A 13,443-nucleotide genomic window follows, 5' to 3' on the forward strand; every position below is an offset into this window, starting at 1 on the left:
CGCTCGGCCGGGGACATAGCCCAGTCGCCTCGTCCCGCCGCCGCCGCGGGCCCGCCGCCTGCGCAGGCACAGGGTCCGCGCGCGGACTCGGCCGAAAGCCGTCCCGTCGCGCCGGGCGCGGGTACGCAGTCGGCGCCCGGCGGCCGGTCCGTTCCGGCGCGGGCCGAGGCGGTGGGTGGTTCCCCGTCCGCGGCTCCGCAGCCGGTGCCCGCGACGGGCGGGCGGCCCGTACCGCCGCCGCCGGATTCGGCGACCCGGCTGCCGGGGACGCCGGACACGGTTACGGCGGCCGCCGAGCCGGGGCCGCGCCCCGGCCGTCCCGTTCCGCCGCCGCCCGAGCCGGGGACCCGGCTCCCCGACCCGCCGCCCCCGCCCCGCCCGGCCACCCCGCCGCCGGGCGCAGGCGCGACGCCGCCGCGGCCGCCGGCTCCGCCGCAGGGCCCGAGCGGTGCGCCGCCGCGCCCGGCGCCGCCGGAGGCCCCGCGGGTGCAGGCACCGGCCGCGCCTGCCGTGCCGCCGCAGGGCCCGAGCGGTGCGCCGTCGCGCCCGGCGCCGCCGGAGGCCCCGCGGGTGCAGGCCCCGTCCGCACCCGCCGTACCGCCGCAGGCCCCGCCGGCCGTACCGCCGTGGGCCGGGGGGCCGGCGGAGCCGCGCGTGCAGGTGCCGGCGGCTCCCGTCGGGCCGCCGCCGGCTTCGGGGGTCGGTGTGCCTTCGGGCCCGCCGCAGGGGCCGGCCGCCGCTCCGCCGCTTCCGGCGCCGCCGGTGCGGGCTCCGGCCGTACCGGCGCAGGGTGACGGGTGGGTGCCCGTGCCGCCCGGGGGGACGTGGGGCGGAGGGGTCGCGCCCGTGCCGGCGTACGCGCCGCCGCCCGGGGGCGGGTACGGGCCGGGCCGGGCCGCGGCGACACGGCGGGCCGTGGGCATCGCGGTGTGCCTGGTGCTCGGGCTGGGGCTGATCGGCGGGGCCACCGCCGGGGCCGTACTGGACCGGGGGCCGGACGCGGCGCCGTCCGCGGTGCCGCGCAGCCCCGCCGAATTCGCGCAGGCGCGCCTGGTGTGGCGCGGTACGCCCGTCGACACGCTCTTCCCGCCCGTCGTGGACGGCAAGGGCCAGGGTCCCGGCGGCGCCGACCGGACCTGGACGCGTATCGGCGTCGCCGAGCCCGGCGACTGCACGGGCGCCTTCGACCCGCTGCTGGACCGCGTGCTCGCGCCCACCGGCTGCGTCAAGCTGCTGCGCGCCACCTACGTGGACAGCACGTCCACGACCGTGACGACGGTCGGCGTACTGGTCACCGCGGGCGAGGCGGCCGGCATGAGCGCGCTCGCCCAGCGCTGGACGGCCGAGCACCTCGGCAGCCGCACCGACCTGATACCCCGTCCGGTGGCTTTCGCCGGCACGGCCGCCGCCCGCTTCGGCAACGCCCAGCGCGGCAGCTGGGACGTCCGGGTGTCGACGGCGGCGCCCTTCGTCGTCTACGCGGTCAGCGGTTTCGCGGACGGCCGCAAGGTCCCGCAGCCGCAGCCCGCGGCCGAGGCCGTCGCGTCGGGCACGACCAGCGCACCCGCGCAGGCGGGCCTCGGCTTCGACGCGACGGGGCTGGCCAAGGCCGTGGACGCCCGCCTCCAGGCCGCCGTCGACGCCGAGCTGCACCCGAACGCCCACAGCACCGCGGCCACCACCCCGGCCACCCCCGCGGGAACGGAGCAGAGCCGATGAGCCGCCGCACCCCCCGCCGCCCGCGGCTCGCGGCCGCGACCGCCGCGGTCACGGCGGCCGCCGCGCTCGTCGCGCTCGGCGCCACGCCCGCGGCGGCGGACGGCATCCGCGACCGGCAGTGGGCGCTGGACGCCCTGCACGCCCAGCAGGCGTGGCGTACGACGAAGGGCGCGGGCGTGACCGTCGCCGTGCTCGACACCGGCGTGGACGCCACCCACCCCGACCTCACCGGCCAGGTGCTCACCGGCAAGGACCTCATCGGCTTCGGCGCCGCCCGCGGCGACAAGGCGTGGGCCAACCACGGCACGGGCATGGCCGCGATCATCGCCGGGCACGGCCACGGCGCGGGCAACGGCTCGGGCGTGCTCGGCATCGCCCCGCAGGCGAAGATCCTGCCCGTGCGGGTGATCCTGGAGGAGAAGGACCCGCAGCGCGACAAGGCACGCTCCTCGCGCGGCAGCGCGCTGCCGGAGGGCATCCGCTGGGCCGTCGACCACGGCGCCGACGTCATCAACCTCTCGCTCGGCGACGACAGCGCCACCGCCTCACCGGTCGCCGCGGAGGCGGACGCGATCCAGTACGCGCTCAGCAAGGGCGTCGTCGTGGTCTCCTCGGCCGGCAACAGCGGCGACAAGGCGGACCGCTCCTCCTACCCCGCGGCCTACCCCGGCGTCATCGCGGTGACCGCCGTCAACGACCTGGGCCGCCACCCGCAGTTCTCCACGCACCGCTGGTATTCGGCGGTCGCCGCGCCCGGCGACGACATCGTCATGGCCGACCCGGACCGCAAGTACTACGACGGCCTGGGGACGAGCGCCGCGTGCGCGTACGTCTCCGGGTCGGTCGCCCTGCTCAGGTCGGCCTACCCCAAGCTGAGCCCGCTCCAGATCAGGCAGGTCCTCCAGGACACCACCCGGCACAAGCCGGACAGCGGGCGCAGCGACGAGCTGGGCACGGGCGAGATCGACCCTGCCGCGGCGCTCGCCGCGGCCGCGAAGCTCAAGCCCGCCCCGGTCGCCCCCGCCCCGGCGTCCTACCCCCAGCGCTACTTCGGCCCCGGCCCCGCCCCGGCACCCGCGTCCCCGGCCGCTTCGAGCGTCCTCGGCAACGGCGTCGCCGCCGCCTTCGCCGGCGCGGGCGCGGTGCTCGTCGCGATCGCCGGACTGCTCTGGTACCGCCCCCGCCGCCGCGCGGCGGCCCAGGCCGCCGCGGCACGGGCGACGGCGCCCTGGGCGGAGTAGCGGCAGGCCGCGCTCCGGCCGCGCCCGGCGTACGCGCCGCGCTCGGCGCGGGCCCGCCGGACGGGTGCGTGAGGTGCCGGGGCCGGTTGGTGGGGTGTGCGGGGTGCCACGTCCGGTTGGCGGGGTGCGTGAGGTGCTGGGCCGGGCCGGCGGGTGCGTGAGGCGCCGTGTCCGGTGCGCGGGGGGCGTCGTGCGCGCAGGCGGTCTGCCGGGCGGCCTCGCCGGGGGGCTCCGCGCGCAAGGCGCGATACGCGTACGGTCGGCGGCCCCCGGCGCCCCGTCAGGCCGGCGCCCCGCGCCGGATAGGCTGCGTGGGTGGAGCTCAAGAACATTCCGGATCCCGGTTTTCCCGACGACGACGGCTCCGCCGCCCCCGCGCTGGCCGCGGCGCTCGCCGCGTGGGGCGACGCGCGCGAGCCGGAACGGGAGGACGCGGTCGTCGAGGCGCTGCAGGGCGCGCGGCTGCTCGTGCCCGTCGTGGCGCTGCTGGGCGAGGTGGAGACCGGCCCCGACGGGCTGCGCCGGGAGAAGACCAGCGACATGGCGGTGCCGACCATCGAGTCGGGCCGCACCGGGCGCCGCGCGGTGCCCGCCTTCACCTCCACCGCCGCGCTCGCCGCGTGGCGCCCGGACGCCCGGCCCGTCGCCGTACGGCTCGGGCAGGCCCTCCAGGCGCTCGCGCACGAGGGCGCGGACACGCTGCTGATCGACATCGCCGGGCCCGTGCCGTTCTCGCTGCACGGCGCCGCGCTGCGGGCCGCCGCCCGCGGCCCCGGCGGGACGGACCCGCTGGGCGACGCGGAGGTGCGCGAGGCGCTGCGCGCCGCGGTCGCCGCCGAGCCGGGCATCGTACGGGCGCACCTCACGCGGGCGGCCGACAGCGACGGCACCCTCGGTCTGGTGCTGGCCCCGGGCGCCGACGCGGCCGCGACCGCCCGCGCGCTCGCCGGTGCGCTCGCCGCCCACCCGGTGCTGCGCGCGGCCCTGCGGCGGGGCCTGGACCTGGCCGTACTGCCGCCGGACGCCACCCTCCCGGGTGAGCCGCTGTTCACCCGCTGACGCGGCCCGCGGCGCCCGCCCGCGACCGCGGCCGGTCGACGTCCCGTTTCCCCCGAGATGTGGCTTTAACCCGTAAAGCCGACAATACGAGGGCGGACATCGATCACCGTCGTCGTGGAGGCGCGGATGGACATCCGAACGATCACCGAGAACCGTACGGCCGACGATCAGCGGGCGTTCGTCTGCGAATTCCTCGGCACGCTGCTGCTGGTCTTCTTCGCGGTGGGCGCGGCGGTGCTCTCCGGCGAGTACATCGGCACCCTGGGCATCGCCCTGGCCTTCGGCCTGGTCCTGCTGGCCATCGCGTACGCGGTCGGGCCGATCTCCGGCAGCCACGTCAACCCGGCGGTCACGCTGGGCATGCTCGTCGCCAAGCGCATCTCGCTGCGCACGGCCGTCGAATACTGGGTCGCGCAGTTCCTGGGCGCGATCGTGGGCGCGGCGCTGCTGCTGCTCGTCGCCAAGCAGGTGCCGGGGCTCCAGACGCACGGCGCCTTCGGCACCAACGGCTACGGCTACCGGTCGGCGGTCGGCATCAACATCTTCGGCGCCTTCGTGGCCGAGCTGATCCTGACCTTCCTGCTGGTCTTCGTGGTGCTCGCGGTCACCCACCGGATCGCGGTGGTCGGCTTCGACGGGCTGCCCATCGGCATGGCACTCGCCGTGATCCACCTCGTCGGCATCCCGCTGACCGGCACGGGCGTCAACCCCGCCCGGAGCCTGGGGCCCGCGCTCTTCGCGGGCAGCCCGGCGCTCAGCCAGGTGTGGCTGTTCCTCGTCGCGCCACTGATCGGCGCGGCGCTCGCGGCGCTGGTGCACGAGGTCACGCACCCGGCCTTCGCCGCGGTCCAGGCCGCACGGGCGGCGGCCGCCGAGGAGGAGACGGCGGCGCGCGCGGAGGGCCAGGAGGGGTGAGGGGCCCGCGGAGCCTCAGCCGTAGACGGGCCCGGTGAACTTCTCGCCGGGCCCCTGGCCGGGCTCGTCCGGCACCAGCGACGCCTCGCGGAAGGCGAGCTGCAGCGACTTCAGACCGTCGCGCAGCGGCGCCGCGTGGAAGCTGCTGATCTCGCCCGCGCTCGCGGTGACCAGGCCGGCCAGCGCCTGGATGAGCTTGCGGGCCTCGTCCAGGTCCTTGTGCTGCGCACCCTCCTCCGCCAGGCCCAGGTTCACGGCCGCGGCGCTCATCAGGTGCACGGCGACCGTGGTGATCACCTCGACCGCGGGCACGTCCGCGATGTCGCGCGCGAGCTGGTCGGACTGGTCGGGGGTGGCAGGTGCGTCGCTCATGCCGACACGATATGCCCCGTCCGGCCGATTACGGCCTTCGGTCCCGCGCTGGTATGCTGAGTGGACGACCGGTCGGGCGCACGCGTGCCCGACCACCAAGTGGAGGCTCCGATCTCCCACCTGATCGGCCGCGAGGCCGACGGGTCCCGGTCAGACGGTGCGGTCCGGATCGTACGCGAATACGTCGCGTATATCCGGTGTGTACCGTCCGAATGCGCCCCGCGGAATAAACGCGGCGGTGCTCCCGGTTGTGAGGAGCCCCGCCTGTGTCCCGTACGGGGCGTTTTCCACGCCTGGGGTGCGGGTCGGTCCATACGAAGACAGACTCAAGCGCGGCTGTCGGCCAGTCAGCCGCGTGGTGCAACCGAGGAGGCCCCATCAGCGCCGAGCCCCGCATCAACGACCGGATTCGCGTTCCCGAGGTGCGACTTGTCGGTCCCAGCGGCGAGCAGGTCGGCATCGTGCCGCTTGCCAAGGCCCTGGAGCTTGCGCAGGAGTACGACCTCGACCTGGTCGAGGTGGCGGCGAACGCCCGTCCGCCCGTGTGCAAGCTCATGGACTACGGGAAGTTCAAGTACGAGTCGGCCATGAAGGCCCGTGAGGCGCGCAAGAACCAGGCGCACACGGTCATCAAGGAGATGAAGCTCCGGCCGAAGATCGACCCGCACGACTACGACACCAAAAAGGGTCACGTCGTCCGGTTCCTCAAGCAGGGTGACAAGGTCAAGATCACGATCATGTTCCGCGGGCGCGAGCAGTCCCGTCCGGAGCTGGGCTACCGGCTGCTCCAGCGGCTCGCCGAGGACGTCCAGGACCTCGGGTTCGTCGAGTCGAACCCGAAGCAGGACGGCCGCAACATGATCATGGTCCTGGGTCCGCACAAGAAGAAGACCGAGGCCATGGCCGAGGCCCGCGAGGCGCAGGCCGCCCGCAAGGCCGTCCGCCAGGGCGACGCCCCGGCCGAGGCGGAGACGCCCGCCGAGGACGTCGAGGCCGCGGTCGAGACCGAGGCCGCCCCGGCCGAGGCCCAGGACGCCGGCTGAGCGGCCTGGACGAAGAACATCCGGAGCATCGGCTCCGGGTCGGTTAATGCAGAACTGACGCTCTCCGCGCGCCCGAGCGGCGCACGGGAGGCCAGCGACGAGGAGACTACGGCGCCATGCCGAAGAACAAGACGCACAGCGGTGCGAGCAAGCGCTTCAAGATCAGCGGCTCCGGCAAGGTGCTGCGCGAGCGCGCCGGCAAGCGCCACCTGCTGGAGCACAAGCCGTCCAGCAAGACCCGTGCCCTGACCGGGACCGTCGAGGTCGCCGCCCCGGACGCCAAGAAGATCAAGAAGCTTCTCGGCAAGTGACGGCCGTGCCCCCGCCGGGGCGCAGCCGTCCCGGGTCGGGAGTCCATTCGCTTTCGGACCGCGTGAGGCATACCGCGGTCCCCTAGAAGGAGTTATCAAGTGGCACGCGTCAAGCGGGCAGTCAACGCCCAGAAGAAGCGCCGGGCGATCCTGGAGCAGGCCAGCGGCTACCGCGGTCAGCGTTCGCGCCTGTACCGCAAGGCCAAGGAGCAGGTCACCCACTCCCTGGTCTACAACTACAACGACCGCAAGAAGCGCAAGGGCGACTTCCGCCAGCTGTGGATCCAGCGCATCAACGCCGCTGCCCGCGCGAACGGCATCACCTACAACCGCTTCATCCAGGGTCTGAAGGCCGCCAACGTCGAGGTCGACCGCAAGATCCTCGCGGAGCTGGCCGTCAACGACGCCAACGCCTTCGCGGCACTGGTCGAGGTCGCCCAGAAGGCGCTGCCCGCGGACGTGAACGCCCCCAAGGCGGCGTGACCCCGCGCTGAGCGACGTCCTCCTCGGCAGTACCCCGGGCCCGCGGGCGGCAACGCCCCCGCGGGCCCGTCGCATGGACGGACCCACCCACCCCGTACCCCTTCTGGAGCAGCCACCCCGATGGGCACCACCCCCGAGCTGACCTCGCTGCGCTCCGCGCGGGTCACCGCCGCGCACCGGCTGGCCCGGCGCAGCTTCCGCGGCAAGGAGCGGCGGTTCCTGGCCGAGGGCCCGCAGGCCGTACGCGAGGCGATCGCCCACCCCGGGGGACCGGCCGGGCGCACCCTCATCGAGCTGTACGCCACGCCCGAGGCCGCCGAGCGGCACGCCGACCTGGTCGCCGCCGCCCGCGCGGCCGGCGCGCCCGTGATCACCGCGACCCCCGAGGTGATGGCCGAGATCTCCGACACCGTCACCCCGCAGGGTGTCGTCGGGGTGTGCCGCTTCCTGGACACGCCCTTCGCCGAGGTGCTGCGCGCCCGCCCGCGGCTGGTCGCCGTACTGGCCCACGTCCGCGACCCCGGCAACGCCGGCACGGTGCTGCGCTGCGCCGATGCGGCGGGCGCCGACGCGGTCGTCCTCACCGACGCCTCCGTGGACCTGTACAACCCCAAGGCGGTACGCGCCTCCGCCGGCAGCCTCTTCCACCTGCCGGTCGCCGTCGGGGTGCCGGTCGCGGACGCCGTGGCGGGGCTGCGCGCCGCGGGCGTACGGGTGCTGGCCGCGGACGGCGCGGGGGAGCGGGACCTGGACGCGGAGCTGGACGAGGGCACGCTGCGCGGGCCCAGCGCGTGGATCTTCGGCAACGAGGCGTGGGGCCTGCCCGAGGAGACCCGGGCGCTCGCGGACGAGGTCGTACGCGTCCCCATCCACGGGCGCGCCGAGAGCCTCAACCTCGCCACCGCCGCCGCGGTGTGCCTCTACGCCTCCGCGAGGGAGCAGCGTGCGCCCGGAGGGTGCCGCAGCGTTACGTCCACCTAGTAGGGTGGCTCGCCCGGGGGACCCTGAAAGGGGGGTGGCGCGCATGGGTGTCACGGCGCGAGACAACGGAACGCACACGCGTGAGGACGCTGCGCACAGCGCGGTGACGGTCCTGCCCGCCGGGGAGCCGCCCGCGCCACCCGCCGGCGACCCGCACCGCGCCCCCGTACCGGCGCCGGCCGCCCCCGCGGTCGCGGCCGACCCGTGCCGCGCGACCGCCGGCGGCTACGCCCCGCACCCCGACGACCTGCCCGACGGCCTGCTGGTCGCCGACGGCGCCGGAGAGGTCGTGTGCTTCAACGCCGCCGCCGCCCGCATCACCGGGCTGCGCCCGCAGGACGTGCTCGGCCGCCCGGTGGAGCAGGCGCTGCCGCTGGAGGACCTGGAGGGCCGCCGCTGGTGGCCGCTCACCGACCCGTACGGCGGCCTCGCGATCAGGACCGGGCAGCCCGAGCGCAACCTGCTGCTGCCCGGCGGGCGTGAGGTGCTGGTCGCCGCGCGGTACGTCCGCGAGCGCCCCGCCGGGCCCCTGCAGCGGCTCGTGGTCACCCTGCGCGGCACCGAGGCCCGGCGGCGTACCGAACGCAGTCACGCCGAGCTGATCGCGACCGTCGCGCACGAACTGCGCTCACCGCTGACCTCCGTCAAGGGCTTCACGGCGACGCTGCTCGCCAAGTGGGAGCGTTTCACCGACGACCAGAAGAAGCTCATGCTGGAGACCGTCGACGCCGACGCCAACCGCGTCACCCGGCTGATCGCCGAACTCCTGGACATCTCCCGGATCGACTCCGGCCGGCTGGAGGTCCGCCGCCAGCCGGTCGACCTCGCCGCCGCCGTGCAGCGGCATGTCGACGCGCACATCGCCGCAGGTCAGCCGCAGGACCGCTTCACCGTACGGGTCAGCGGTCCGCTGCCCGACCTGTGGGCCGACCCCGACAAGGTCGACCAGGTGCTCGGCAACCTGCTGGAAAACGCGGTGCGCCACGGCGAGGGAAGGGTCACCATCGATGTGGCGCCCGCACACCCGGGCGACCTCACCGAGCGGCGCTGCGACGCGACCGCGGTCACGGTGGGCGACGAGGGTCCCGGCATTCCGGAGGAGTCCATGAGCCGCGTGTTCACCCGCTTCTGGCGGGGCAGCAAGCGCGGCGGCACGGGCCTCGGGCTCTACATCGTCAAGGGCATCGTCGAGGCCCACGGCGGCACCATCACCGTCGGCCGGGCCGCGGGCGGCGGCGCCGAATTCCGATTTACCCTGCCCGTCGGGGCTCCCGCGTATCTGGCCTGAGGGCCCCGGGACCGCCACGACGGGCAGCACCAGGGCGTGCGCCCGTACGGGTGCATGCCGGCTCCGGCGGCCGAAAACAGCCGGTCCTCGCGGCGCAAGTAGACTCGTCCCCTGGCATGTGTCCGGTCGGGCAGAGCCTCCACCGCGACGCCACCGCAGCGCAGTGGCGCCGCACGCCGCCCACCACCATCGTCCACTCCGGAACGGGAAGAGATGTCGGCACCGAACAAGTCGTACGACCCTGTCGAGGTCGAGGCGCTCCAGCCGGAAGCGATCGAGCGGATGCGCGACGACGCGCTCGCCGCGATCGCCGCGGCCGGCGACCTCGAAGCCCTCACCCACGTCAAGACCGCGCATGCCGGCGGCGGCTCACCGCTCGCCCTCGCCAACCGGGAGATCGGCGCCCTCCCGCCGCAGGCCAAGGCCGAGGCGGGCAAGCGGGTGGGCCAGGCCCGCGGCGCGGTCAACAAGGCCCTCGCCGCCCGCCAGGCCGAGCTGGAGGCCGAACGCGACACCCGGGTGCTCGTCGAGGAGGCCGTCGACGTCACGCTGCCGTACGACCGCCGCCCGGCCGGCGCCCGGCACCCGCTCACGACGCTGTCGGAGCGCATCGAGGACATCTTCACGGCCATGGGCTACGAGGTCGCCGAGGGCCCCGAGGTCGAGTCCGACTGGTTCAACTTCGACGCGCTGAACTTCCCGCCCGACCACCCCGCGCGCGAGACGCAGGACACCTTCTTCGTCGCGGGTCCGGAGGGCAGTGAGGGCGCTTCCCAGACCGGAAGCTCCGGCGTGGTGCTGCGCACCCACACCTCGCCGGTGCAGATCCGCGCCCTGCTGGAGCGCGAGCTGCCGGTGTACGTGATCGCGCCCGGCCGCGTCTACCGCTCCGACGAGCTGGACGCGACCCACACCCCGGTCTTCTCGCAGGTCGAGCTGCTCGCGGTGGACGAGGGCCTGACGATGGCCGACCTCAAGGGCACCCTCGACCACATGGTCGTCTCGCTGTTCGGCGAGGGCATGACCACCCGACTGCGGCCCAACCACTTCCCCTTCACCGAGCCGTCCGCCGAGATGGACATGCTCTGCTACGTCTGCCGCGGCGAGTCCGTCGGCAACCCCGACCGCCCCTGCCGCACCTGCTCCTCCGAGGGCTGGATCGAGCTGGGCGGCTGCGGCGTCGTCAACCCCAGGGTGCTGGTGGCGTGCGGCGTGGACCCGGAGAAGTACAGCGGCTTCGCCTTCGGCTTCGGCATCGAGCGGATGCTGATGTTCCGCCACAACGTCGAGGACATGCGAGACATCGTCGAGGGTGACGTGCGCTTCACCCTCCCGTTCGGGATGGAGATCTGATGCGGGTCCCGCTTTCTTGGCTGCGGGAGTACGTCGACCTGCCCGCCGGTGCCACCGGCCGCGACGTCCAGGCCAAGCTCATTTCCGCCGGCCTGGAGGTCGAGACCGTCGACCAGCTCGGCGCCGGTATCAAGGGCCCGCTGGTCGTCGGCCAGGTGCTGACGGTCGAGGAGCTGGAGGGCTTCAAGAAGCCGATCCGCTTCTGCACCGTCGACGTCGGTGACGCCAACGGCTCCGGTGAGCCGCAGGAGATCGTGTGCGGCGCCCGCAACTTCGCCGTCGGCGACCGCGTCGTCGTCATCCTGCCCGGCGGCGTACTGCCCGGCGACTTCCAGATCGCCGCCCGCAAGACCTACGGCAAGGTCTCGCACGGCATGATCTGCTCCGCCCGCGAACTGGGCATGGGCGACGACCACGACGGCATCATCGTGCTGCCGCCCGGCGCCCCCGCGCCCGGCACCGACGCGATCGAGCTGCTGGAACTCGTCGACGAGGTGCTGGACATCGCGGTCACGCCCGACCGCGGCTACTGCCTGTCGATGCGCGGCGTCGCCCGCGAGGCCGCCATCGCCTACGGGGTGCCGCTGCGCGACCCGGCACTCATCGACGTGCCCGCCCACAACGGCGCGGGCTACCCCGTCGCCGTCGCCGACCCCGAGGGCTGCGACCGCTTCACCGCCCGCACCGTCACCGGCATCGACCCCGAGGCGCTCTCGCCGATCTGGCTCCAGCGCAGGCTGCAGAAGGTCGGCATGCGCCCGATCTCGCTCACCGTCGACATCGCCAACTACGTGATGTTCGAGCTGGGCCAGCCGCTGCACACCTACGACCGCGCGCGCGTGCGCGGCACCATCGGGGTCCGCCGCGCCACCCCCGGCGAGCAGCTCACCACGCTGGACGGCGCCGAGCGCACCCTCGACGCCGAGGACCTGGTCATCACCGACGACTCCGGGCCCATCGGCCTGGCCGGCGTCATGGGCGGCGCGGACACCGAGATCGCCGACGGCGGCTCGGCCGACGTCGTCATCGAGGCCGCGCACTTCGCTCCGATCCCGATCGCCCGCACCTCGCGCCGCCACAAGCTCGGCTCCGAGGCGTCCCGCCGCTTCGAGCGCGGCACCGACCCGCTCGCCACCTCGGCCGCCGCCCAGCGCACCGTCGACCTGCTGGTGCTGCTCGCGGGCGGCACCGCGGAGCCCGGCGTCACCGAGATCGCCGCGCCGGTCGCACCGCGCACCATCGCGATGCGCGCCGACCACCCCGACAAGGTGGCCGGCACCGACTACGGCCGCGAGACCGTCGTCCGGCGCCTCCAGGAGATCGGCTGCGACGTCACCGGCTCCGACGAGCTGGCGGTCACCGTGCCGTCCTGGCGGCCCGACCTCAACTACATCAACGACCTCGCCGAGGAGGTCATCCGCCTCGAAGGCTTCGAGAACCTCCCCTCCACGCTGCCGCAGCCGCCCGCCGGCCGCGGCCTGACGCCCGGCCAGCTGCTGCGCCGCCGCGTCGGCCGCGCGCTCGCCGGCGCCGGGTACGTCGAGGCGCTGAGCTACCCCTTCCTCAGCTCCGACGTCCTCGACCAGCTCGGCCTCGACGCGGACGACGACCGCCGCCGTACGGTCCGGCTCGCCAACCCGCTCGACGACACCGAGCCGCTGCTGCGCACCACGCTGCTCCCCGGGCTGCTCGGCACCCTGCGCCGCAACCACGGGCGCGGGGCACACGACCTCGCCCTCTTCGAGACGGGCCTGGTCTTCCTGCCCGCCGAGCACCAGGCGCTGCCGCCGCGGCTGCCCGTCGACCGGCGGCCCACCGACGAGGAGATCGCCGCGCTCGTCGCCCCGCTGCCCGACCAGCCGCACCGCGTCGGCGCGGTGCTCGCGGGCGCCCGCGAGCAGGCCGGCTGGTGGGGCGAGGCCCAGCCCGCCACCTGGGCGGACGCGGTCGAGGCCGCCCGCACGGTCGCCCGCGAGGCGGGGGTGCGGCTCACCGTACGAGCCGGGCAGTACGCGCCCTTCCACCCCGGGCGGTGCGCGGTGCTGCTCGCCGGCGAGCAGGTCGTCGGGTACGCGGGCGAGCTGCACCCGCGGGTGACGAAGGCGTTCGGCGTGCCGGAGCGGACGTGCGCGATGGAGATCGACCTCGACCTCGTCGTCGCGGCGGGCGGCGAGACCGCCACCGGGCCGCGCGTGTCGACCTTCCCGGTCGCCACGCAGGACGTCGCGCTCGTGGTCGACGCGGATGTTCCGGCGGCGGAGGTGGAGGCGGCGCTGCGCGCCGGGGCGGGCGAACTGCTCGAATCGGTGCGGCTGTTCGACATCTTCACGGGCGCGCAGATCGGCGAGGGCCGCAAGTCCCTCGCATACGCGCTGCGCTTCCGCGCCCCCGACCGCACCCTCACCGCGGAAGAGGCCTCCGCCGCCCGCGACGCGGCAATCGCCTCGGCGGCGAGCCGCACAAACGCCACCTTGCGCGGCGCCTGACCCGCCCCGGAGGGGCCTGCACCCCGCCGGGTGCGGGCCCCTCCGCTATTGCGCTGGGAGGTGCCACGACCTCCGCCCGGTGGGGGCTGGTCGCGCAGTTCCCCGCGCCCCTGTTCGCCGGGGGGTGCCGCTCGCGGTGGGTGCCGCGACCTTCGGCCGGTGGTGGGTTGTGCGCGCAGTTCCCCGCGCCCC

At 75.2% G+C, this 13,443-nt stretch carries 12 protein-coding genes; 11 read left to right on the plus strand and 1 reads right to left on the minus strand.

The genetic code is table 11. The annotated features are described in order from the left end of the window. Nucleotides 1-915: 915 nt before the first annotated feature. From ACH4SL_RS24935 to ACH4SL_RS24950, 4 genes are all read left to right on the plus strand, one after another. Complete coding sequence (locus ACH4SL_RS24935; protein WP_398449218.1) at nt 916-1,719, plus strand: hypothetical protein; 804 nt, start codon at nt 916-918, stop codon at nt 1,717-1,719. Continuing rightward, entirely contained in the window at nt 1,716-2,960 is a 1,245-nt protein-coding gene (gene mycP / locus ACH4SL_RS24940; RefSeq protein WP_398449220.1) for a type VII secretion-associated serine protease mycosin, read from the plus strand. The genes ACH4SL_RS24935 and mycP overlap by 4 nt, the downstream gene beginning before the upstream one ends. A gap of 315 nt (nt 2,961-3,275) precedes the next feature. After that, a complete protein-coding gene (locus ACH4SL_RS24945) occupies nt 3,276-4,019 on the plus strand; it encodes an SseB family protein (RefSeq protein WP_398449222.1) in 744 nt (247 codons plus the stop codon). Between the two features lie 126 nt (nt 4,020-4,145). Beyond that, nucleotides 4,146-4,934, plus strand: a complete 789-nt coding sequence (locus tag ACH4SL_RS24950) for an MIP family channel protein (protein ID WP_398449224.1) — start codon at nt 4,146-4,148, stop codon at nt 4,932-4,934. A 15-nt stretch (nt 4,935-4,949) separates the two neighbouring features. On the opposite strand, the gene ACH4SL_RS24955 is transcribed toward ACH4SL_RS24950, so the two are convergent. Further along, nucleotides 4,950-5,306: a DUF1844 domain-containing protein gene (locus ACH4SL_RS24955; protein ID WP_398449225.1), complete on the minus strand. Its 357-nt coding sequence runs from the start codon at nt 5,304-5,306 to the stop codon at nt 4,950-4,952. Nucleotides 5,307-5,683: 377 nt separating this feature from the next. On the opposite strand from ACH4SL_RS24955, the gene infC reads away from it, so the two are divergent. The 7 genes from infC to pheT all read left to right on the plus strand — a co-directional run bounded on the left by infC (nt 5,684) and on the right by pheT (nt 13,251). Beyond that, a complete protein-coding gene (gene infC / locus ACH4SL_RS24960; RefSeq protein WP_398449635.1) occupies nt 5,684-6,349 on the plus strand; it encodes a translation initiation factor IF-3 in 666 nt (221 codons plus the stop codon). A 116-nt stretch (nt 6,350-6,465) separates the two neighbouring features. After that, nucleotides 6,466-6,660, plus strand: a complete 195-nt coding sequence (gene rpmI, locus ACH4SL_RS24965; RefSeq protein ID WP_031515208.1) for a 50S ribosomal protein L35 — start codon at nt 6,466-6,468, stop codon at nt 6,658-6,660. A 99-nt stretch (nt 6,661-6,759) separates the two neighbouring features. Beyond that, nucleotides 6,760-7,143, plus strand: a complete 384-nt coding sequence (gene rplT / locus ACH4SL_RS24970) for a 50S ribosomal protein L20 (protein WP_033178180.1) — start codon at nt 6,760-6,762, stop codon at nt 7,141-7,143. A 120-nt stretch (nt 7,144-7,263) separates the two neighbouring features. After that, the gene (locus tag ACH4SL_RS24975) at nt 7,264-8,124 is read left to right on the plus strand and encodes a TrmH family RNA methyltransferase (protein ID WP_398449228.1); all 861 of its coding nucleotides are present in this window, start codon (nt 7,264-7,266) and stop codon (nt 8,122-8,124) included. A 103-nt stretch (nt 8,125-8,227) separates the two neighbouring features. After that, nucleotides 8,228-9,412: an ATP-binding protein gene (locus ACH4SL_RS24980; protein WP_398449230.1), complete on the plus strand. Its 1,185-nt coding sequence runs from the start codon at nt 8,228-8,230 to the stop codon at nt 9,410-9,412. Nucleotides 9,413-9,625: 213 nt separating this feature from the next. Then, complete coding sequence (pheS, locus tag ACH4SL_RS24985) at nt 9,626-10,765, plus strand: phenylalanine--tRNA ligase subunit alpha (RefSeq protein WP_398449232.1); 1,140 nt, start codon at nt 9,626-9,628, stop codon at nt 10,763-10,765. Beyond that, nucleotides 10,765-13,251, plus strand: coding sequence for a phenylalanine--tRNA ligase subunit beta (gene pheT / locus ACH4SL_RS24990; RefSeq protein ID WP_398449234.1), 2,487 nt, complete (start codon nt 10,765-10,767; stop codon nt 13,249-13,251). Before pheS ends, pheT begins: the two co-directional genes overlap by 1 nt. The last annotated feature ends 192 nt before the right edge of the window (nt 13,252-13,443 follow it).

It is taken from the genome of Streptomyces sp. NPDC021020, assembly GCF_044333285.1.
Taxonomy (GTDB): Bacteria; Actinomycetota; Actinomycetes; order Streptomycetales; family Streptomycetaceae; genus Actinacidiphila.